This window comes from Bacillus sp. SH7-1 (assembly GCF_008042405.1).
In the GTDB taxonomy this organism is placed as follows: domain Bacteria; phylum Bacillota; class Bacilli; order Bacillales; family Bacillaceae_G; genus Bacillus_A; species Bacillus_A thuringiensis_N.
In genome coordinates this window covers 23,002-43,872 of the sequence record NZ_QNUD01000050.1, presented here as the reverse complement: position 1 = coordinate 43,872, position 20,871 = coordinate 23,002, and the positions used below count along the sequence as shown (strand labels likewise).

Here is a 20,871-nt window from a genome sequence, read left to right as displayed (position 1 = left end):
AAATGTACAAGATAATGTAAAAAATAATGGACCAGTAAGCAGTAATGCAAGTGTAAGTGGAACAACGGTTCAACGAGAAGTGTATGTTCAGGATAATGTGAAAGAGGTAAGGAAATCAGGTTTAAGACAGAGAGGTAGTAGACGAAATCGAACAGATCCATTACGAAGAAACTTATATTAGGAGGGATTAAGTTGAAAGTAATTGATATTGCTGACAGAAGAAGAATTTATTTTGAAATGAAAGAACGCGAATTACAATGCAGTATTTTAATGACATTAGCTGGATTTGTAGCAGCTGCAACTTTACTTGTTTTTCAGATAAGGTTTGATTGGGAGCAGCTATATCATTACATTATCACTTTTTTCCTTTTAATTTATTTTTCATTTAATCTGTATTCGAACAATAAATTATCAAAAGAATGTTCAAAACTAAATAATAAGCGGAAGGGATAACAATATGGATAATTGGTTATTTGCTATCTGCATGTTAGGAGTTGCGATTGTGATAAGCAGGATCGCAACTTTTTTAAAACAAATTTTTAGATTACTAAAGCGAAAAAAGAAGAAAGAACCTAAATGGGTTACGGTAATGAGTGCGGAGTATATCGATAAAGATTTTTTAGGTAGAACTTTTGAAAAGAAAAATGAAAGGTGAATTAAGGCATAAAATTATAAAATGAGGTGAATTTTATGGAAATGCTACGTAATCCGAAAAATACAAAGCAAGAAATTAAATTAGCATTCTTCTATATAATCGATGCAGGAATTGTTGGTTTAATGTTAATCTTAGCAAGTTATATGCCTAAAATCATTCCAGTCGGTGGGTTTGTAAAGATTATGTTTTATGTGCTATTTGGAATTGTTGGACTGTTCTTATGCATTAAACCTGCTAATAGTCCTACCAACCGAAATATAAAAGTTATATTAGATATGCTTAAACAGGATAATAAAAATTATCATCCAATCGAAGTAAATACGATAAGTAGTGAAACAGAAAAGAAATAAAAAAGAGAGTACTTAACTAGTACTCTCTTTTTTTATATCTCATGAAAGGATAGATGAATATGAAGGTTGCAACGGTCGAACCTAAAAAAATGAAACAGAAGAAACGGGGTGATTCTGAGGAGAGCAATGAAAAACAAGGTTTTATCTCAATAATTTTTGCATCTTTTAAAAGTGCAGATGTATCAATACTTGATGTATCACCTTATAAACGAATTGAGAAAGAGACTGGTATTTTAGTAGATAAAAGAGATCATTTACAAGTGTATTTAAAGGTGAAGACAACAGATTTGTACTCTATGAACGAAGATGATTTGAGACGTTATATGAATCAATTAACTAGTCTATGTAAGGTTTATCATGAGCCATTTAAAATTTTATCCCTAACATACTCTACTGAAACAACGGAACAACAAGTTTATTGGAAGAGAATGGCGGTACGATTTCAAGGGAGAATGAATCAGGAGGGGGTGAGTAAAGAACAAGAACGTGTTTATTATCAAAGGTATTCGTTAGCGATTGAAAACCTAAATAGGGCACTTTGGGTAGAAAAAAACTTGAAGGAATTAGCGTTCTTTATTGTTGTGTATGGAAAAGATGAAAAAGAGCTAGTGAAGAACGTGAAAGATATGAAACGCTATGGAGGTCGTCAATTTGATTTGCAGAATATGAGAGCACAAGAAGTTGAAAAACTAATATTTAAGATGCAAAACATGAACTCGGAAATGTAGAAGGAGTGATACTAATGGTGAAATTAGGAAGAAAAGAACAGCAAAAATATCGAAATAAAGGCTACGATTTAGAGTTTATACAGAGGGTGCAGCCACAAGGTGGAATTAAATTTAATGAAAGATATATAGCACAGGGGGACTGCTATGTGGCTTGTTTACATGTTTATTCCTTAGCTGAAGATATCCCTCCACTATGGCTAACTTCCCTTATGAATAATAAGGATACGCTCTCAAGTTTTGATTTAGCTACTGCTAATAAAGAAGAAGTAATTAAAGATATTAACCGTTCGATTGCTGAATTAAGAGATCGATCAGAAACTGAAAGACGTTCGACTGACCGTGATGATGCAAATTGGGAGTTGCAAAACCTGAAATTATTTGCTAATTCTATTACGCAGCAAGGAGAAATTGTAAAACTTGTAACGCTAAGAATTTTTATTTATGATCCAGTCTTGGAGCAACTTGAAAAACGAATTGGTGATTTGAAAAAAGAGATTGCAGGACAGAATTATAAAGCACAGGTATATGTATTTAAACAAAAAGAAGAGTGGCAATCATTGTTTACAAGTTACGATCAGCAAATTGAATACTTGGGAACAAGAGCAGGTACTCCTTTGCCATCTAAAAATATTGGGCATGGAGTACCGTTTCATCACCAGGATTTGAAAGATCCGAGAGGGATATATTTGGGGCAAACGAGTACAGGTGGAGCGTTTATTTTAGATCCATTTTACTCAACGAGTACAAGAACATCATTTAGTGGATTTGTATTTGGAAAGATGGGTGCAGGTAAGTCTACCTTCTTAAAACAACTTTTAGAAGGTTTATTAGCAAAAGATTGTTTTATTAGAGGGTTTGATAAGGCAAAAGATTATTACACAATTGTACAGCAGCAAGGTGGTAAAATTATTGATTTAAGTGGTGCGAAAAGTAGTGGGATTGTGGAGACTGGAATGATTAATCCTCTTGAAGTGTTTGCAACAATCATTAATGAAAGTACAGGGGAAGTTGATCAAAAAGGGTCTTTCTTACAGCATTTATCCAAACTAACTAACATGCTGCGGTTTCTAAGTGTAGATATTTCAGAACCAGCTATAAAAGAGTTTCGAACTTATCTTTTACAATTTTATAGGGACTATGGTTTGTATCCACAAAGCGGAAGTAATGAGCCAGTGAAAATAACAGGACTTTCTCCTGAGCAATATCCAACTATGGAGGAATTCTTTGAATATCTAAGTAACGTGAAACTGGAAAGAGGTGCAACGCAGCAACGACATCGAGATCTAGAAATCTTGCAGGGACAAGTTTACGACATGGTTAATGTGTATGGTGATATTTTTAATGGGCATACAACACTGAAAAATTTCGAAAATGAAAAAATTGTTTTCTTTGATATAGATGGAATTTCAAAAATAGATAAGCCAATTTTTAACTGTCAGCTATTTACTGCACTAACCCTAATTTGGAGCCATGCATTAAAAAATGGACGTAGAATGAAATATTTAAGAGAAGAGAAGAAGTTTCCATTCGAGGATCTTACTTACTTTATGGTGTTATTAGATGAGTGTCATAACGTTATTAACTCTGAAAATAAATTTGCTAATAGATATGTATTAGAATTTGAAAGAGAGATGCGAAAATTCTTTGCAGGGATCTTCTTTGCAACACAATCACCGCAAGAAATGTTACCGCCACCTGGAAGTAACGTGGATGTATCGGACATGAAAGCGATTTTTGAATTAACTCAATATAAGATCTTTTTGAACATGGATAACTCTGTATTAGAAACTTTAAAAAATGTTTTAGGTGAGAGTTTAACAGAGTCAGAGTTTCGTATTCTACCTGAATTAAAACGAGGAGAAGCAATTGTACAAGTCAGCTCGACTGAAACATATAACGTTATGTTTGATCCTGATGAGAAGCAATTAGAACGTTTTAAAGGAGGTCAGTAATATGCAGTCTACACAAGATGCACAAGGATCAATAGTAGATAAATATAAAAAAGTTAAGAAATTGAAAAAGTTATTTAGTTTATTAGGTACGTCAGGAGTACTAACTATTGGAATGGCTATTCTTTCCTTAGTTGTGATAATAGGAATATTTGGGGGAGGAGATTCCAAAAGTACTTCAGGTAGTGGTAGCATTAGTGGAATTGCATCAGTGCAAAATTTACCACCGGAGGTTATGCGCTGGAAGGAGATGGTTGAAAAGGAATGTGCAGCTCAAGGTGTACCCGAGTTAGTTCCTTATGTGTTAGCAATCATCATGGTAGAGAGTAATGGTATTTCAGAAAAATTGCCTGATATTATGCAGTCAAGTGAGTCGCAAGGTTGGAAAATGAACACAATTTCTAATCCAAAAGATTCTATTTATTATGGTGTTATGCATTTAAAGGGAGCTTTTGATGATGCAAAAATGCTAGGGATTAATGATTTGTTAGCCATTGTACAAACGTATAACTTTGGTCGTAATTATGTACATTGGTTAGCAGCGAATAATAAAACGCATTCCTTAGAAACTGCGGATAATTATTCTTTAACAGTTGTTGCACCTGCTGGTGGTAATAAAAATGGAACAAGAATTGGATATAGTCAAGCTGTAGCAGTTGCTTACAATGGTGGTTATCGCTATATAAATGGCGGTAACTTTTTTTATGCAGAAATGGTTAAACAGTATTTGAGTTTTGGTAATGGAACTGCACCAGTTAATGGATCAGAAACTTTTAAGGCAATAATGAATGAAGCTTTGAAATATAACGGAAACCCTTATGTTTGGGGCGGTAAAACTCCCGCACAAGGATTTGATTGTAGTGGATTAACTTCGTGGGCATTTAGGGCAGCAGGGGTTAATCTAAATGGTTCAGCAGCAGAACAATACGCTGCTACTGTAGAAGTTGATCCGAAAGATGCACAACCTGGCGATTTGGTTTTCTTTAGAGGGACATATGGTGGGCCAAATCATGTAAGTCATGTAGGGATATACGTTGATGCAAATACGATGTATGACTCTGAAAGTGCAGGGATTGGTTATCACCAATTCACGTCACCAGGATGGCAAAAATACTATGCAGGAATTAGAAGAGTTGCAAGATAAAAATAGAAATGGGGCGCAGAATAAATGAATATGCCAACGAAAATTTTAACAGGATTGCTAAGTATATCATTAGTTTTAAATGGGGTTATTATTTATAACACCATGAAAGAGTTTGATAAGAAAGATGAAAAATATCAAGTAGATATTGCTAAAAAGGATAAGACAATAGGTGAATTGAAAGCGAAAATGGATCGTTTAAATTCAAAAGCTGTTGCAAATAATGCTGATTCAAATAAAGGAAATGTGAATTCTGTAGTGGATTTACAAAAACAGTATAAAGAAGTATCTAATCAATTTATTCAAGCTTATTTAAACTATTCAGTGAAGAATAAAGGGGAAAGAAGAAACAATTTATTAAAAATGACAGATAAAAAAGTAGTGGATATGGTAGCCCCTGAAACAGAAGATATTGGAGATCCAAATTTTAAATCCACTGTTAATCAAACGGCAATGTTTGTGGATTCAGCGGATGATATTTCTAATCAGTGTAATGTCTTAATAGATGTTGATTACACAATTGAAGGATTGGAAAATAAACATACAAAGATTAAAAGCTTATTGAGAGTTACATTAGAGAAGAAGGGAAATGAAATTAAAGTAGTAGATTATAGTCCATATAGATTAGGTCGATAGCCTGAAAATAAAACATCCCCTGCATGAAAGAATGTATCAAGCGGGGGATTTTACTTTAGAGAGGGAGATATCAAAATGAAAGAACGTGTATTAAAAATGCAACCTTTAAGAGGAAATTTCAAGTTAATAGGAAAAGAAAAAGATTATCTTTTTCAAGCACTAGCTTACATGGGGGAAGCTAGTGCTCAAATAAGTTGGGCAAATACGGTGCTAGAAGATGTCGATAAAGTCCCAAGGGAATTGAAAGATTCGATGATACAAGTGAATCAAGTAATACATGATTTACAAGATAAATTAAGAAAAATCAACGCTAAATAAGTTTTTTTAGATGGAAAACAATTTTTACAAAATTAAAGAAAGGGGTTATATGTCATGCGTTTGAGTGATTTAAAACCGAATTATGATTATTCACAAGAGGGAAAATATATGATTATTAAACTTTGGAAACGGAAAAATGATTACCAAGAAATTATGATTGATTGGTTTGATTACAATCCAGGTAATAAATTCGACTGGCTAATCGTACGTGAATGTCAAAGCAATCAATCAGGAAAAAAGAAGTATACAAATTATAAATTAAAAAATATACATCCACTAGTTAGGGTGCAAGTTCAAGTTTTTAGAAAGGGAGGAAAAGAAGCATGCGTTTGAAATTTTGGGAGAATAAAGAAGGACGGAAGGCAGCAAATTCAAAAAGAAAAGCATATTTATTAACCCTTGGAAGCTTTGTGACAATGTTTTTTGTACTTTGTATTTCGCCAGTATTTAGCGGTGCAACATATAGATTTGAGGAAATGAAACCAGGTGAATATCAAAGTATTACACCATTAGTGAGAATGTCAATCGCAAAAAAAGAGTATAATCCAGCTAATAAAACACTTCGAATTGATTATGAACTGAAGGCTGATAATGATCCGCAAATTTTAAGTAACATGATATATAAAGTAGAAAACAAGTACATTAAACAAAAAGATAATGATGTTAAAACTAAAATATATCGTGCAAATGATAACTATATAGTTGTAATTAGTGAGAATGTCCCTGAAGGATTTGGTGTGGTTTTATCAACTATAAAGCCTGAATATATTCACCCTGAATTGCAAACAGATGCGAATGATCTAAAAGATAGAAGCGTAAATACATATGTTTTAGAGAGTAATAAGATTATTAATAAAGATTTAAAAGTAGAGTCAAAAGAATTTTATGAAAAAGATTATCTTGGTTTTTCTCAAAAAGAACTTGGTAAAGAAATCAAAGATATAAAGCAAAAAATTGAGAATAAAGGTTTTGCTATTGAACAATTAAAAATCAAAAATGACAAGTTAACAAAAGAGATGAACTTCCAAACTGAAGCAGAAAAAATGAAAACGCAAAATATAATTAACTCAAATATATCAGCAATTAATAAGCATGAAAAAGAAATTAATGAGTTAAAAGAAGATATTAAAATGAAAGAACAAAAAATTAAATTGTTGAATGAAAAGAAAAAAACGGTCTAAAAAAGGGGGGTTTTGGTGACCACTGAGTGACCACCGAGTGCCACCAAATGACCACTATCCTTAAAAAATGACCACTGAGTGACCACTCGGTGAAAAAATGCGTCCCAGTTAGAGAGCTTTAGAAACCCAATAGGCACAGCCTATTTCACCACTTTGCGCGCAAGGTGGGACGGGGTTTCCTTATGCTCTTTTCTTTTATTACATGTTTTTAGTAGAGTTTGTACTTCAATATTAGAAGGTACAAACGATCTGTGGATTTAGAATTTAAGTTTTTTATTTGTTGTATACGAAATTGAAACTAATAAGTTGGTGAGTTTATGGATATGCATGTTAGAAATGTTGATCCTCATTATGTAAAAGAAATAGATAAAAGGTGTAAGCAGATTAGTCAACGGTTAGGGAAACGTTATTATCGTTCGGATTACATTAATGATATGTTTGCGAAACATTTTGAAGAAGAGTATCAAAGAAATAAGGAAGATAAATTTGATGAAGCAATCGGCAATGTTACTGTAACGTTAGAAAGACAGGAGCAGAAAATCCAAGAGTATATAGATGCAACAAACGAATTGGTGATGAAGTTAGCTGAGCGTGAATAAGGAGAGGTAATATGAGTGAAGTGATTTTATCAGATACTGCTAAGTTTAAAATTACAAAAATCCATAATGATATTGTGGAGAGATACTTACAGATGCATCCTGAATATAAAACGAAAGCAGATGCGTTTAGACGTGCAATTGGATTGTTAGATGAAGACATGAGGAAGGAAAGAGGGGAAGATGATGTATCACTTTTGAAAAAAGAAGTGATAAATTTAACGCAATCTGTTAATACGATGAAGCAACAAATGGATGTGTTAATTAAATTGAATATGGAACTTATCTCACGGTCAGGAAGTGATTTGAGTATAGAAGAAATGCAGCAAGGAGTTAAAAAGAAAATTGGAGCTGCTGTTACAAAAAAATCGGAAGGGAATTTCTCGCGAAATTCAAATCGTGTATCGGTGGAAACAAAGAAAGAAGAAACGGTGCAACAAGAAATAGAAGTACAAAATGAAATTAAATCAACATATAAAACGGATAGGAACTTACCAATGGTTACAGATGATGAAGAAATATTAATGATTAATGATAAACCGCATAAAAAGATTTGGAAGTTTAATAGGCAGTTTAATGAAGAAATAAAGTGGGAACAAATACCTGAACATAGGCTGAATGGATTGAAATGATTTGAAGGAGAATTAATTTATGGGGAAGTCACCAGGTATTATATTAACGTCTCAATATACAATTCCAAAACAAAAAAGTTTTACAACGTACATTGATTATTGTACAAGGAAACAAGCGCTTTTGAAAGATGGACATACTCTAACGAGTACAGAATTACGAGAGTTAAACCGTCTTGATTTTGCTATTGATTCTTTTGAAATGGAGATGGATAGTGCATCTTCTAGCAAAGGGAAAAAAGACCTTTCAAAAAAAGAAGGAGAAGCAAAAGCAATTTTGACATCTCCTGAAAGTTTTAATACAGAGGCCGATTTTGTGAAATATGTTAGTTATATGGGTAGAAAGTATGCGCTGGAAAGTAAAAATAAAATATCGAAAACTGAAGAAGAAGAACTAAATCTTCTGAACAAATATATTGAAAATCTATCTCCTGAACAAAGTGAAGATGACCAGCGAATTGCAAATAAAACAGAAGAAATTTTGCCTGGCGTTTTTTCAAAAGATAAAAATGTAATTACGCAAAACGACTTAACTGATATTAAAGAATTGATGGAGAAAGCACAAAATAGCGGTTCAGTTTACTATCAAGATGTTATTTCGTTTAATACCGATTTTTTAGTGAAACACAAACTTTATGATCCAGAAACAGACACTTTAGATGAAAATCGTATCCGAATTGCCAGTAATAAAATGATGCAGCAGTTATTTAAAGATGAACAAATAGAAGAGAATAATGGTTTTTGGTTTGCATCGATACATCGGAATACAGATCATATTCACATTCACTTTGGAACTGTGGAAATAGAAAGTAGAAGGAAAGTTGTAAAGAAAGAAGTGAATGGAAAAACGTATTATGAACCAAAAGGGAAACGAAAACAAAATACGTTAGATCACATGAAAACTACGTTTTCAAATTCCTTAGTTGATCGGACAAGCGAATTAAGTCGCATCTCAAATCTAAGAAATGACTTGGTGCAAGAAGTTAAAGAACAATTTCAACAATCGAAAGAAAAGAAACAAGATAGAAAGCTAGTTTTATTACAAGAGATATACGATGGGTTACCAAGTAATAAAAAAGATTGGACTTATGGCAGTAAAAAGGTGCCGAAACAGACTAAGGATAAAATCGATGAGTTAACGGAATTGTTAATGAAAGATAATCCTATTTTCAAAGAATATAGAGAAGCAGTGGAGAAGGAATCTGATTTTCAAAAAGAATTATATGGAGAATCAGGTCGAGAAGATAAAGATTATGCAAAGAATCAACTGGAAGATATAAATAAGCGTATGGGGAATTCTTTGCTAAAAGAATTGAAGAAAAAGAAACCATATGAAGAAAATCCGTTGTATCAATTCCAACAAAAAAATGAACAGATAAAAAAGAAATATGAAAGGGGGCGGTCGAAAAATAGGGGGGCAAATTATAAGTATTCTCAATACAAAGAACCATTAATACGCAAGAGAGATGTACGAAACATTGAAGCAGCATTGAACGATGATTTATCAAAATGGCGTGCAGAACGCGAATATGAACTTGTGCAACAACGTATAGCACGACAACAAGAAGTAGGTTATTGATTTGAAAGTAGATGTTGAATGAGCATCTACTTATTTAAATTGGTTTTGGAATTCAAACTAGGACTATTGATTTAAGAACGAAAATAGGAGGTATTAGTATGAATAGCAAAGTTTATTACTCAATCGTTTCGACCGTGAGATTTAGTCGTAATGAAGAAAATAGAAGACTAATTGAAGAATACATACAGAAAGGTGAAACGCATTTTATAACACGAGAAGATGATTATGGTGATTGTTTCGAAGTGGATCTTGTAAAAGAAATGGCTGAAGAGGTAACTGAAAATTGGATGCTGGAAACGGTTATTGATTTTGCTAAGAAATATAAAATTACTGAATTTGAATTGTGGAAAAAACATGAGGGCGTTTCTACTTATGACAAAGGTTTTGGAATTGTAATTGAGGGATCGATGGATAATCCAATTATAAAATTTAAAGAAGTTTATTCAGGATCATTAGAAGATTGGGATTTATCCTGGAGCAAAGGAAAGCAAACTTACGAAAAGATTTATTTTAAATTAGCGCTGTGATAATAGAAAGGTAGTGTAAGAAATGTCTCAAAAAAGTCTATATATGATTGATCATGTGGATCAAGTAAAGAATGAGGTTCATCTAAAAAATATTTATTTAATAAGCAAATGATTGTAAAGGTTTCTGCAGAAGAAACAGCAGCTTATGTGGAATCCGTAAATGAAGCAGTAGAACATGGAAGTGTTCCATTTGTTGAATATGATGAAGAAAGAGGAGTAATTTGCGAATGACATATACAAAAAAGAAATATACACCTAAGACGAATGAACAAATAAAAGAAGAAACAAAAGAAATTATGGACAAGGTTCTTACTGATATTACTAAGTATTATAAATCACCGGAGGACATGCTAGAATTAGCAAATTTCATGTCGCAGTTAAGTAATTATTCTCCTAAAAACATGCAGTTAATTAACTCGCAATTTCCACATGCTCATGCTTGTGCAAATTTTAAAGCGTTTAAAGAGGCTGGATTTCATGTGAATAAGAGAGAAAAAGCAATGAAGGTTTTTCATCCTTATGTAAAAGAATATGTGAGAGATCCAAAGACGAAGTTAGCAATTCCACTTGCGAAATTAACAGTGGAACAAAAGGAACAAGTGAAAAATGGTGAATTAAAAGTGGAAAAGCAAACGAATTATTACTTAAAATCGACAGTTTTCGATATATCACAAACAAATGCAAAGCCTGAAGACTTGCCGAAAATATTCCCGAATCGTCAGTTTAATTTTGAGGTGAATGAAGAAAATAAAAATTTACTGAAAATCGGTATACAGGCATTAGCAGAGAAAGAAAATATCGAAATCAAAATGATGGGTGATCGTGATGCATTAGTTGATGAATTAGGTAATGCTCATGGTATACATTTACAAAGGATTGATGGTTCTCATTCTGAAATTGTTATGAACACTCGAAATACCGAAACAAAAGAACTGGCTGTAGTAATACATGAATTAGCGCATGAGAAATTACACAATGTTCATGTGGACCATTCGAAACATACTCCCACAAAAGAATTTGAAGCGGAGCTAACTTCTTATATTGTGTGTAAGCATTATGGTATGGATACGAGAGAATTTACTATTCCTTATATCGCTGAATGGACGAAGAATGGACAGGATATAGAAGAGAAAGATAAATCAATTATGCGTGTTCATGAAACAGCAAGTGGCTTTATTAATACAATTGATAAGAAAATTTCAGAATTACAAAGGGAGATGGAAAAGGCTTTGGAGCAAAGTAAAGGTGAGATTACGGACGTATATTTAGTGCGCTATGACGCTTTAGAGGAAATTGTCGCTGTGAGCGATTTGCGTGATAGGGCAGGTAGAGATAAATCTTATAATAACGTAGAAAATGCCCAAGAATTAAATGATAAAGAATTTATTGAAGGTTTTAATAAGGTGAATCAAGAAAACTTGATTGCGTTAGATCACAATGAAATTAAGAAACCAATGGTAGTTATTCAGTGGTCTGAAGCGGATTTAGAGACGAATAAAGCAATTCCATTTGGTCAAGCGAATGCAGTGATGAGCAAACGGATTGCGGAAATAGATATTGAATCCGAAAAAGCGGAAGATAAAGGTGAATATGTTCCTTATGAAAAAACTCGCTATCATTTAATTCTTCCAAAAGAAATGGATAAAGATTTCAATCGAATGGAAGTCATTTCAATGGATCGATTAGATTTAGGTGATGGTGGATATAAATCTCCATATGAGCAAATATTGAACGAAAAAGGATACTTATCGGGTGAAGTAAAACAAGCATTGCAGCAAGAAATAAATGAATATGAACTAACAAGAGGTCAATCTAATCCTGAAAAACTAAAAGCAGTAGATCCTACTGTAATTGGTGAGAAACATCAGGATAAGGTTGACCATTTTTCATCTAAAGGGATGGAACAAAATGAGGATGCAGCTGCCAGTAATAAGCAGGAAGCAAGGAATATGGCACGGATGGCATATATGCAACAAATGGAGAGATAAAAAGAGCATCTTTACAGGTGTTCTTTTTATTATAAATATTAATCGATAAGGAGACATGAAAATAATGGATAACTTTGAAGTGGTAACAGACATACAGCAAAAAGCCAACCAGGAAGTTTTTGAAAAAGTAGGGATTAATTTAGAAAGACATTGGAAGGAATATGAAATTCAATTATCTGAAGATAATCGAGTTATAGAAGAAATTAATCCTAACATGACACTAAATCTAGGCGAATTATATACTGTCACTAATAGATACGGGACAAAACAAGAACAAAAAGATATAGACGAGATTGACAAATATCTTGAACCATATTATCAAGCAGATCTAATTAAAACAGAATTTTATGAGACACCTATTGCAAAGGTTTCATTTGATAAGCAGCATCATTTAAAAATAGATTGTACGTCTGAATATGTAAAAGATAGTGATATTAATTTTGATTTTAATAATTCAATAATTCATACGTTAAATCATATTAATCATTCTATTACAGAAGCACATAGAGATGTAATGAATGGTGATGTAGAATATCAAGGGCTGTATCCTGTAGATGAAAATGAAGTTATTTATTGTGAGAAAACAGGGAAGCCATTTGAACAAGATGAGGAAGTGTTTTATAACGAGAGTTATGGTTGTTATATTGTACCTGAGAAAATAGATCCGAAAGAAATTGAAGATGGAAGTGTCTTTTATACAACAATTGGTTATGAAAATGTAGAAGAAAAACGAATTGCACCGCTTAAATATATTGAGGAAAAGACATATCAAGATGGTAATCTTCGGTTTGATCTATTAGAAGAGATTACAGGTAATGGTGAAATCGAAAAAGAAGACGAGGTATATCAGATGGAATCCGCAAAAACAATTGAATCGGTAAAGAACGGCCATGGCGCTATGCAGCTCAAAGGTGCGGCAATCAATCCTACTGCTGGGAAACGATATGTTGGAAAAGATACAGCTCATCATGAAGAACATTCGCATGTATCCCAGGATAGAGAACAGGCAAGAAGACAATACATGATGCGACAAATGGGCGGTAGGGATTATTAAGGAATGAAAGAGATGTGATTACACATGAAATATAAAACTCACCTTACAACGAGCCTGGCGGTCGCCCTACCTGTCCTCGCTTCAACAGGTAACCTTACGGTCGGAAATGTCATAGCGGTTAGTTTTGGGGCTTTATTACCTGATATAGATGAACAGCATTCATGGATCGGCCAAAGAACACGTGGAGTATCAGATTTAATGAATATGGTATTTGGTCATAGAGGAATCACGCATTCACTACTTGGATTAGTGCTTGTGTTGATTCCTATTTTATTTGCAGTAGGTATGACGCCCTTATCGTTTACAAATGGTATGTGCATATTTGCTGGCTACTTTCTGCATTTGGTGGAAGATAGTTTCTCTAAAAAAGGTATTAAGTGGGTGCTGCCATTATCAAATAAAACATTCCAAAGTGGATTTAATGTTATTTACTACAGCTATAACGGTATAGCCGAAAAAGTGATTTTAATGATTAGTACGATTGTAGTTGTATATGAACTTTATTCATATGGAATGGCAAGCTTCCAACCTGGGAGTTCAGGGATTACGGCGGCTTTTAAATCATTATTTAGTTGAGAACTGTTTTAGAAAAGCTAGATCAAAAATAACAAAATTGAGAAAGACCGTGTGAAAAAACGCGGTCTTTTTTTTATGGAGGAATCGCTATGGAACAGCAAACGAAAAATACAAAGAAATATACAAAAGAGGAAATTGAAAAGGCTGCATCGCTTGATATTGTAGATTATTGTATGCAAAATGATATTCCTGTAAAGAGCGACAGTGAGCGTTATTATCGTCTTACCGATCATGATAGTCTAATTATCGATAGAAAGAAAAATCAGTTCTACTGGAACAGTAGAGGAGTTAACGGCAATATTATTAATTTCGTGCAGAAAGTAGAGGGCGCTTCATTCCCAGGAGCTATGCAAAAGTTACTTGATGGAGAAAAAGATTATGAAAAATCTTCCGATGTTACATTTGTAAGTGAACCATATGATTATGAACAGTTTGCTCATAAAGAAGTGGACCGATTCGATAGAGCAAAAGAGTACCTGGTGAATGATAGGAAAATTGATTCTCAAGTTGTAGATGCATTGCATAATAAAGGGTTGATTAAGCAAGATAAGTACAATAATGTATTATTCCTATGGAAAGACCGTGAAACAGGAGAAGTTATGGGTGGATCAGAGCAAGGCGTTGTGAAGTCTGATAAATACAAACGTGGTGCGTGGAAAAACATTCAAAAAAATTCTACTGCTAATTATGGTTTTAATGTATTAAATGGCGAACCGCGAAATTTAAAGTTTTTCGAATCATCTATAGACCTATTGAGCTATGCATCGTTACACAAACAAGATTTGCAAGATACACATTTGGTTAGTATGGAGGGACTTAAACCACAAGTGATATTTAATTACTATATGAAGAGTCAAGAAAGAATTGGTGATGTTCCTGATAGCCTTTCCTTATGTGTAGACAATGATAAAGCAGGAAAAGCGTTTGCGGAGAGATTAATACATTTCCGATATGAAAAGAATGATGGTAGCATCGTTGCATTTAAACCAGAGTATCCTAAAGCGCCGGAGGGCGAACAGAAATGGGATTGGAATGATGAATGTAAACGTGTAGCTAAAAAGAAAGAGCAAGAACAAGTACAAACGAGAAAAGCTGCTTATTTACAACAAATGGGCATGGAGAGATGATTGATGAAAATGAACAATATACCAGGGGTATTATTGATAAACAAATAATAATACTATATAATAAATATAGAAATTGAGCGGAGTTCTTTTCTGATTCACCTCCGCAATGACATAAATGAAAAGAACAGGCATATATTCAGCGGAGTTCTTATTCGTTCACCTTCGCAATTATATAAACGAAAAGAACGATGATTAAATTTAATGCATTACAGTTTAAAGGCAACCATTATTGGTTGCCTTTTTTTGTTGAAGGGGAAAGCCATAATGACTAAAAAAATAGAAGTTGTACATTTAAATAGAAAATAGTCATTTTAAAAATATGTTGGATGAAAATAATGTTCCGAAACAAATAAAAAGACCTTATGTATATGTGAAAGTAAGGGTTGAAGATAAAGATTTTTTATTACCTTTAAGATCAAATTTGAATCATCCTAACGGATTTCATGCACCTTCCAGTAAATCAGCGAATGCAGGGATTGACTACTCACATGCGTTGATACTACCTAATCGTTCTTATATAAAGAATCAGACACATTTAGATAGAGAGCAACTATATCCGAGATAATTATGAAACGATTAAAAATGGATTTGGTTCATATTTAAAAGATTATATTCGTAAAGAAAAGCAAGGGGTAGCTTATAAAATAGGAAAGTTTAAAAATTCCACTCTGTTGAATTTTAATGAAGAACCTGGATTAGTGAAAAAACAGGAAATATCAAAAGAAAATACAAAGTTACAAGGTAAAGAAGATATTAAAGGGAAATCTGAATTGCAAGATCAAAAAGGGATTCAGGATAAACAGAGAGAACAAGCAAGAAGGCTTGCATATATGCGCCAAATGGGGCGTGAGAGATAACAAGGACAACATAGCGCTATGTTGCTTTTAAGTCCAATGTGTAAATGTACACAAATACACAAATACACAATTACACAATTACACATGTTCACGATATTTTCAGGAGTAGCATAATCAATGCTGCTCTTTTTTTTATAAAAATTTTAATAGTGAGAGGAAGTTTAAAAATGTCCGTATTAATCCTAGCAGAGAAACCGAATCAAGCGAAAGCATATTCTGAAGCATTCCCGAAAGTTGAAAAGAGAGATGGTCACTTTTATGTTCCACCATGTTCTTTATTACCAAGTGGAGGAAATATCACATGGGCTTATGGGCATCTAGTAGAATTGAAGTCTCCTCAAGAATATAAACAGGAATGGGAGAAATGGGATTTGTCACAATTACCAATTTTACCATCATGCTATGAATATAAAGTATCGGCTGATAAGAAAAAACAATTTAATATTGTGAAGAAATTAATGAAAGAAGCTGATACAACGATCGTGGCTGTCGATATAGACCGCGAGGGTGAAGCAATTGCAAGATTAATCATCCAAGAAGCAGGATGTACTCATAAAAAAATTAAGCGTTTATGGATCAACAGTTTAGAAGTAGATGAAATTAAAAAAGGTTTCCAAAACTTAAAACCAGGAGAAGATTTTGAAAGTATGTTTGAGGAAGCGCAAGCACGTCAACTTAGTGACTGGATTGTGGGCATGAATGCTAGTAGGTTATATACGCTTCTTTTACGTCAGAAAGGCGTTCAAGGGGTCTACAGTGTGGGACGATGCCAAACGCCAGCATTGTGCTTAATAAATAAGCGACAACTGGAAATTAAAAACTTTAAGCCAACGCCTTTCTTTGAATTGGAAGCGCAATTTACTTCTCCAAACGGTGTATACAGAGGACGTTATAAAGAGAGATTTACATCTAAAGGAGAATTAATGAACTTGCTGCAGCAACATAATCTTTCTGAAAACAATAGCCAGCAAGGTATGGTTAAATCTGTAGAAGTAAAAACAATGCAAAAAGAAGCACCAAAATTATTCTCTCTTTCTTCTATACAAGCTTTGGCCAACAAAAAATATAAGTATTCACCAGCTGACGTTTTAAAAGGGATCCAGGAGCTATATGAAGCGAAATTAGTAACATATCCCCGTACAGATTGTAATTACATTACAGAAGGTGAGTTTGAGTATTTAAAGAACAACCTGATTGGTTATCAGACTATTGCAGGTGCGAATTTCCAACCGCACTCATTAACTGCAAATAAGCGCTATGTCGATAATAATAAAGTACAGGAACACTATGCAATTGTATTAACTAAAAATGTTCCTTCGAAAGAAACGATTGCAAAATTACCTGATAAACAAAGAAATTTATATATGGAAGTTTTAAAGAGTGTATTAAGCATGTTCCATTCGCCTTATAAGTATGAAGAAACAGTTATAATAACTGATTTAAACGGATTTTTGTTTAGTACAAAAGGAAAAGCAGAAAAATCCTTAGGTTGGAAAGAATTATTTGTGACAGATAAAATTGAAGAAGGTGACGATCAAGAGAAAGTATCTATGTTACCAATAGTCAAACAAGGTGAATTTGTCCAGGGCTTAGTAAAAACAAAAGAAGGTGTGACTACGCCACCTAAACCATATACAGAGGGTCAATTGATTACTATGATGAAAACGTGTGGTACTGCAGTAGAGGACGAAGAAAGTAAGGGGATTCTTAAAGATATAGAGGGTCTAGGTACAGAAGCAACTCGTGCCGGCATTATAGAAACATTGAAGAATCAAGGTTATATAGAAGTGAAACGAAACATTGTGAGTGTTACACCGAAAGGAGAAATTCTTTGTGAAGCAGTCCAAGGAACGTTGTTAGCAAAACCTGAAATGACAGCGAAATGGGAAGGGTATTTACGTAAAATCGGTAAAAAACAAGGGTCTAAGGATGTATTCGTGAGTCAAACAGGTAAATTTACAAAGGATCTAATTGAAAGTGCTACTAAATGTATTGGAGAGTTACAAGTCGATAACAAGATACAAGAAATGAAATCAAAAGATACAATTGGAAAATGCCTGAAATGTGGGAAAGATGTTGTGAATCGTAAAACATTCTATGGGTGCAGCGGTTATAAGGATGGATGTAAATTCTCAATTCCAGGAGAATATTTGACTAAGAAAATTTCAGAAGCAAATGCAAAGAAATTATTAGATGGAAAGAAAACAGGATTAATTAAGAAAATGAAGGGGAAATCAGGGAAAGAATTCGAGGGTCACTTGAAATTATCACAATCGGGAAGGTTAGAACTTGAATTTGCAAGTAAAAAATAAATGGTCAGGATTAATAAAAAACCTACAACGGCTGTCGCAGGTTTTTTTATTAAAGTGACTTTAATAGTGCATCTAATAATGTAGATGCACCAAACATTAAGGAAATAATTTTTTCAAAATCACATGAAAACTTGATTTCTAAATTATCCCCGCTTTTTTTCAAGTGCAAATTAATCATAATAGCTCCTAACTCGCAACTTATAAGAGTGAGTATAGATTTATGTTACTAAATTCATCTATGTTAGTAAATGAAATTCAAAGTTTTTCACAATATGTTGATTTTTAATGATTCTTTTTTTCTGTATATTGTAATTAAAGGTTTATTTAGTGAAGTATTCTTTATACAAGGAAATCAAAAAAACAACCAGGGATTAAGGTAGAGAAAGGGAGAAGAAAAATTGAATGTGAAAGCTGTTTTGCATAAAGGTAAATGGGTGGTAATAGCAACTGGACTAGCGATTTTGTCCAGTTTGCTATTTTCTTATATAAAGGCAAGCCTATCAATCGGAACTGGAAATGTAGAGAATGTAAATCAAAAGATAGAGATGAATTTCTTGTATCTATTAATACCTGCATTGGTTGCTCCTGTGATAGAAGAGTTCATATTTAGAAAGATTTTGCCACTTGGATTAGAGAAATTGTTGGAACAAATCAATCGAACGACAGCAATTATTCTTGCTAATGGTATCTTTGCAGCGGTGCATTTTGATTGGTTCTTCTTTCCCTACTTTGTAAATGGTTGTTTATATGCGTGGAGTTACGAAAAGACAAAAGATCTGAAAGTACCGATGTTAGCTCATATTTCATATAATTTGTTTGTGTTTTTAGCAACAAGCTTGTTAGTTCATTAACATGGCGCTATAGCAATTATTTAAAAAGGACTTCATAACGATTTAATTTGAAGCCTTTTTTTATTTAATCACAATGATGTGAACTTGTGTAAATGTCCACATTTACACAAGTGGAGGGAATATAGTGGAAGAATATGAAATCGGATATGAAGAAATATATGCATGTGAATGCTGTGGAGTTGGGTTTATGGAAGGTGCATATAACAATGAAATTTGTGATAACTGTGCAATAGAACAAGGTTTGTTAGATTAAAAAGTATACATAAATATTGAGCCGACACTATAGCTCGATGATGAATTCGGGCTATAGTATTTCAGTTAAAGGGGTAGCGCCATATCGCTATAAATCTAGTGCTTGCACTATCCATAATGTGTTTTATGTTTGTTCCTGCGTCTGACTAATTACAACTATTTTCCTAAAAACATCTTCTATTTTAAAATATTATCTACTTGTATCAACAATAAATCTGTAAGTATTCGTCTTGCTTTTATCAAACGCTTAAAATCTACCATCTAATTTAGATTTGTCCCCTATTTTATTGCCAATTTATTTTGAATATAAAATATTCCTTCTTTTAAATAAGGAGTATAGCGCTATGTGTAGATTTGAAATAAAGTCGTGATATTTATAAAAGAGATGTGAAGATTCCCACCTATGAATATGGATTGTAGTTGAATCTATTTTTGTTTGAGTACCACGTGTCCCCTTTTTAATTCTCCACTTCCAGATAATCCCTCTAATAATTTGTTATTTTATGGAACGCATATTCATCATGAACTTTTATTGATGGTATTTATATATATATTTACTCATAAGAATAGAACTAGCTTGGTATTTACTGGGGGATGATTAAGAATGAATAGGGATAAAACCTCATTACATCCTGATACGGGTGTTACGTCTGTAATGTTTGTTGAACGATCATTAAATGAAATTCGTTTTTGGTCTAGAATCATGAAGGAGCATTCTTTTTTTCTTCGATTGGGGTTTAGATGCGAGGATACCCAACTAATCGAAGAGGCTAATCAATTTTATCGATTGTTTGAACATATCGAACAAATAGCGCATTCTTATACAAATGAAACAGATCCTGAGCAAATCAAAAGGTTTAATGCAGAAGTACAACAAGCCGCAACTAATATTTGGGGATTTAAACGAAAAATTTTAGGATTGATTCTCACATGTAAATTGCCAGGACAAAATAACTTTCCATTGTTAGTTGACCATACAAGTAGGGAAGCTGATTATTTTAGAAAACGTTTAATGGAATTAAATGAAGGTAAATTAGATGCCCTTCCTGATGCAATTATTAAAGAAAATGTTTTCTTTTTAAGGATTATGGCAGACCATGCTAAATTTATTGGTCATCTTCTTGATCCATCGGAAAGAAAGCTTGTAGATACAGCACGGAATTTTAGCAATGATTTTGATGCATTAATGTATCAAGCAATTGACTTAGAATCTATGAAACCACAATCCAAAACAGTCCCTCTTTTAGATCAATTTTTAGATCAAAATCGTGTGTCGGTTACATCTCTTCGGGATTTTAAGAAAACAGCACGTGACTTAATTGAGCAGTGTAAAATAAAGAGTATCATCCATCCATTATTGGCAGACCACGTTTTCCGTGAAGCGGATAGATTTCTTGAAATCATTGATATGTTTGATGTTCACCTTACAAATATTCAATCACAACCTAGATATTAGAAGATAAAGAAAGATACTATTTTTCCTTAAGTTGAGAAGTTAACAATTAATTGTTAACTTCTTTTTCTTGTGATGATTTTATATGTATTGTATTAAATATTCCTAAGGG

At 33.2% G+C, this 20,871-nt stretch carries 24 protein-coding genes and 2 pseudogenes; 25 read left to right on the top strand and 1 reads right to left on the bottom strand.

Features of this window, described 5'->3' with window-relative positions; translation table 11 throughout:
• The 22 genes and pseudogenes from DN390_RS28090 to DN390_RS27985 form a co-directional block, all read left to right on the top strand.
• Positions 1 to 181: hypothetical protein (locus DN390_RS28090; protein ID WP_147809078.1), on the top strand; the 181-nt coding region annotated here is incomplete at its 5' end.
• Positions 182 to 192: 11 nt separating this feature from the next.
• The gene (locus tag DN390_RS28085) at positions 193 to 453 is read left to right on the top strand and encodes a hypothetical protein (RefSeq protein ID WP_147809077.1); all 261 of its coding nucleotides are present in this window, start codon (positions 193 to 195) and stop codon (positions 451 to 453) included.
• 4 nt (positions 454 to 457) lie between these two features.
• The gene (locus DN390_RS28080; RefSeq protein ID WP_147809076.1) at positions 458 to 655 is read left to right on the top strand and encodes a hypothetical protein; all 198 of its coding nucleotides are present in this window, start codon (positions 458 to 460) and stop codon (positions 653 to 655) included.
• A gap of 35 nt (positions 656 to 690) precedes the next feature.
• Positions 691 to 1,005: a DUF5592 family protein gene (locus tag DN390_RS28075; RefSeq protein WP_147809075.1), complete on the top strand. Its 315-nt coding sequence runs from the start codon at positions 691 to 693 to the stop codon at positions 1,003 to 1,005.
• 59 nt (positions 1,006 to 1,064) lie between these two features.
• Positions 1,065 to 1,733 (top strand): hypothetical protein, encoded by a 669-nt coding sequence (locus DN390_RS28070; protein WP_147809074.1) that lies wholly within the window; start codon positions 1,065 to 1,067, stop codon positions 1,731 to 1,733.
• A gap of 14 nt (positions 1,734 to 1,747) precedes the next feature.
• The gene (locus tag DN390_RS28065; protein ID WP_147809073.1) at positions 1,748 to 3,685 is read left to right on the top strand and encodes a VirB4 family type IV secretion system protein; all 1,938 of its coding nucleotides are present in this window, start codon (positions 1,748 to 1,750) and stop codon (positions 3,683 to 3,685) included.
• Position 3,686: 1 nt separating this feature from the next.
• On the top strand, positions 3,687 to 4,826 hold the full coding sequence (locus DN390_RS28060) for a bifunctional lytic transglycosylase/C40 family peptidase (RefSeq protein WP_147809072.1): 1,140 nt from the start codon (positions 3,687 to 3,689) through the stop codon (positions 4,824 to 4,826).
• 24 nt (positions 4,827 to 4,850) lie between these two features.
• Complete coding sequence (locus tag DN390_RS28055; RefSeq protein WP_147809071.1) at positions 4,851 to 5,459, top strand: conjugal transfer protein; 609 nt, start codon at positions 4,851 to 4,853, stop codon at positions 5,457 to 5,459.
• 75 nt (positions 5,460 to 5,534) lie between these two features.
• A complete protein-coding gene (locus tag DN390_RS28050; RefSeq protein WP_147809070.1) occupies positions 5,535 to 5,777 on the top strand; it encodes a hypothetical protein in 243 nt (80 codons plus the stop codon).
• 54 nt (positions 5,778 to 5,831) lie between these two features.
• Positions 5,832 to 6,110 carry a DUF5513 family protein gene (locus DN390_RS28045; RefSeq protein WP_147809069.1) on the top strand — a complete coding sequence of 93 codons (279 nt, stop codon included), beginning with the start codon at positions 5,832 to 5,834 and terminating at the stop codon, positions 6,108 to 6,110.
• Positions 6,101 to 6,958 carry a DUF342 domain-containing protein gene (locus DN390_RS28040; protein WP_147809068.1) on the top strand — a complete coding sequence of 286 codons (858 nt, stop codon included), beginning with the start codon at positions 6,101 to 6,103 and terminating at the stop codon, positions 6,956 to 6,958. Before DN390_RS28045 ends, DN390_RS28040 begins: the two co-directional genes overlap by 10 nt.
• A 317-nt stretch (positions 6,959 to 7,275) precedes the next feature.
• Complete coding sequence (locus DN390_RS28035; RefSeq protein ID WP_147809067.1) at positions 7,276 to 7,557, top strand: hypothetical protein; 282 nt, start codon at positions 7,276 to 7,278, stop codon at positions 7,555 to 7,557.
• A gap of 11 nt (positions 7,558 to 7,568) precedes the next feature.
• Positions 7,569 to 8,186 (top strand): hypothetical protein, encoded by a 618-nt coding sequence (locus DN390_RS28030; protein WP_147809066.1) that lies wholly within the window; start codon positions 7,569 to 7,571, stop codon positions 8,184 to 8,186.
• 19 nt (positions 8,187 to 8,205) lie between these two features.
• Positions 8,206 to 9,762 carry a MobP2 family relaxase gene (gene mobP2 / locus DN390_RS28025; protein WP_147809065.1) on the top strand — a complete coding sequence of 519 codons (1,557 nt, stop codon included), beginning with the start codon at positions 8,206 to 8,208 and terminating at the stop codon, positions 9,760 to 9,762.
• A gap of 98 nt (positions 9,763 to 9,860) precedes the next feature.
• Complete coding sequence (locus DN390_RS28020) at positions 9,861 to 10,289, top strand: DUF5514 family protein (protein WP_147809064.1); 429 nt, start codon at positions 9,861 to 9,863, stop codon at positions 10,287 to 10,289.
• A 22-nt stretch (positions 10,290 to 10,311) separates the two neighbouring features.
• A pseudogene (locus DN390_RS28015) lies at positions 10,312 to 10,520 on the top strand (DUF5511 family protein).
• Complete coding sequence (locus DN390_RS28010) at positions 10,517 to 12,277, top strand: LPD25 domain-containing protein (protein ID WP_147809063.1); 1,761 nt, start codon at positions 10,517 to 10,519, stop codon at positions 12,275 to 12,277. Before DN390_RS28015 ends, DN390_RS28010 begins: the two are co-directional and overlap by 4 nt.
• Positions 12,278 to 12,341: 64 nt before the next feature.
• The gene (locus DN390_RS28005; protein WP_147809062.1) at positions 12,342 to 13,331 is read left to right on the top strand and encodes a hypothetical protein; all 990 of its coding nucleotides are present in this window, start codon (positions 12,342 to 12,344) and stop codon (positions 13,329 to 13,331) included.
• A 24-nt stretch (positions 13,332 to 13,355) separates the two neighbouring features.
• Positions 13,356 to 13,907 carry a metal-dependent hydrolase gene (locus DN390_RS28000; protein WP_147809061.1) on the top strand — a complete coding sequence of 184 codons (552 nt, stop codon included), beginning with the start codon at positions 13,356 to 13,358 and terminating at the stop codon, positions 13,905 to 13,907.
• Positions 13,908 to 13,996: 89 nt separating this feature from the next.
• Positions 13,997 to 15,034 (top strand): DUF3991 and TOPRIM domain-containing protein, encoded by a 1,038-nt coding sequence (locus tag DN390_RS27995; protein WP_147809060.1) that lies wholly within the window; start codon positions 13,997 to 13,999, stop codon positions 15,032 to 15,034.
• Positions 15,035 to 15,298: 264 nt separating this feature from the next.
• Positions 15,299 to 15,891: pseudogene (locus tag DN390_RS31725) on the top strand (hypothetical protein).
• Between the two features lie 167 nt (positions 15,892 to 16,058).
• Entirely contained in the window at positions 16,059 to 18,203 is a 2,145-nt protein-coding gene (locus DN390_RS27985) for a type IA DNA topoisomerase (protein WP_147809059.1), read from the top strand.
• Between the two features lie 49 nt (positions 18,204 to 18,252).
• On the opposite strand, the gene DN390_RS31420 is transcribed toward DN390_RS27985, so the two are convergent.
• Complete coding sequence (locus DN390_RS31420) at positions 18,253 to 18,381, bottom strand: hypothetical protein (protein WP_255444255.1); 129 nt, start codon at positions 18,379 to 18,381, stop codon at positions 18,253 to 18,255.
• 220 nt (positions 18,382 to 18,601) lie between these two features.
• Here DN390_RS31420 and DN390_RS27980 point away from each other — a divergent pair, with 220 nt between their 5' ends.
• The 3 genes from DN390_RS27980 to DN390_RS27975 all read left to right on the top strand — a co-directional run bounded on the left by DN390_RS27980 (position 18,602) and on the right by DN390_RS27975 (position 20,762).
• Positions 18,602 to 19,054 (top strand): CPBP family intramembrane glutamic endopeptidase, encoded by a 453-nt coding sequence (locus DN390_RS27980; RefSeq protein WP_147809058.1) that lies wholly within the window; start codon positions 18,602 to 18,604, stop codon positions 19,052 to 19,054.
• A gap of 124 nt (positions 19,055 to 19,178) precedes the next feature.
• A complete protein-coding gene (locus DN390_RS31415; RefSeq protein WP_255444254.1) occupies positions 19,179 to 19,307 on the top strand; it encodes a hypothetical protein in 129 nt (42 codons plus the stop codon).
• Between the two features lie 603 nt (positions 19,308 to 19,910).
• Positions 19,911 to 20,762 carry a DUF2935 domain-containing protein gene (locus tag DN390_RS27975; RefSeq protein WP_147809057.1) on the top strand — a complete coding sequence of 284 codons (852 nt, stop codon included), beginning with the start codon at positions 19,911 to 19,913 and terminating at the stop codon, positions 20,760 to 20,762.
• Positions 20,763 to 20,871 lie beyond the last annotated feature (109 nt).

Coding starts and splice junctions, on each gene's coding strand:
- DN390_RS28060 (WP_147809072.1), top strand. CDS start 3,687: ATGCAGTCTACACAAGATGCACAAGGATCAATAGTAGATAAATATAAA.
- DN390_RS28045 (WP_147809069.1), top strand. CDS start 5,832: ATGCGTTTGAGTGATTTAAAACCGAATTATGATTATTCACAAGAGGGA.
- DN390_RS28010 (WP_147809063.1), top strand. CDS start 10,517: ATGACATATACAAAAAAGAAATATACACCTAAGACGAATGAACAAATA.
- DN390_RS28065 (WP_147809073.1), top strand. CDS start 1,748: ATGGTGAAATTAGGAAGAAAAGAACAGCAAAAATATCGAAATAAAGGC.
- DN390_RS28040 (WP_147809068.1), top strand. CDS start 6,101: ATGCGTTTGAAATTTTGGGAGAATAAAGAAGGACGGAAGGCAGCAAAT.
- DN390_RS28070 (WP_147809074.1), top strand. CDS start 1,065: ATGAAGGTTGCAACGGTCGAACCTAAAAAAATGAAACAGAAGAAACGG.
- DN390_RS28075 (WP_147809075.1), top strand. CDS start 691: ATGGAAATGCTACGTAATCCGAAAAATACAAAGCAAGAAATTAAATTA.
- DN390_RS27995 (WP_147809060.1), top strand. CDS start 13,997: ATGGAACAGCAAACGAAAAATACAAAGAAATATACAAAAGAGGAAATT.
- DN390_RS31420 (WP_255444255.1), bottom strand. CDS start 18,381: ATGATTAATTTGCACTTGAAAAAAAGCGGGGATAATTTAGAAATCAAG.
- DN390_RS27985 (WP_147809059.1), top strand. CDS start 16,059: ATGTCCGTATTAATCCTAGCAGAGAAACCGAATCAAGCGAAAGCATAT.
- DN390_RS28050 (WP_147809070.1), top strand. CDS start 5,535: ATGAAAGAACGTGTATTAAAAATGCAACCTTTAAGAGGAAATTTCAAG.
- DN390_RS28030 (WP_147809066.1), top strand. CDS start 7,569: ATGAGTGAAGTGATTTTATCAGATACTGCTAAGTTTAAAATTACAAAA.
- DN390_RS28035 (WP_147809067.1), top strand. CDS start 7,276: ATGGATATGCATGTTAGAAATGTTGATCCTCATTATGTAAAAGAAATA.
- DN390_RS28005 (WP_147809062.1), top strand. CDS start 12,342: ATGGATAACTTTGAAGTGGTAACAGACATACAGCAAAAAGCCAACCAG.
- DN390_RS28080 (WP_147809076.1), top strand. CDS start 458: ATGGATAATTGGTTATTTGCTATCTGCATGTTAGGAGTTGCGATTGTG.
- mobP2 (WP_147809065.1), top strand. CDS start 8,206: ATGGGGAAGTCACCAGGTATTATATTAACGTCTCAATATACAATTCCA.
- DN390_RS28055 (WP_147809071.1), top strand. CDS start 4,851: ATGAATATGCCAACGAAAATTTTAACAGGATTGCTAAGTATATCATTA.
- DN390_RS27975 (WP_147809057.1), top strand. CDS start 19,911: ATGAATAGGGATAAAACCTCATTACATCCTGATACGGGTGTTACGTCT.
- DN390_RS28020 (WP_147809064.1), top strand. CDS start 9,861: ATGAATAGCAAAGTTTATTACTCAATCGTTTCGACCGTGAGATTTAGT.
- DN390_RS28000 (WP_147809061.1), top strand. CDS start 13,356: ATGAAATATAAAACTCACCTTACAACGAGCCTGGCGGTCGCCCTACCT.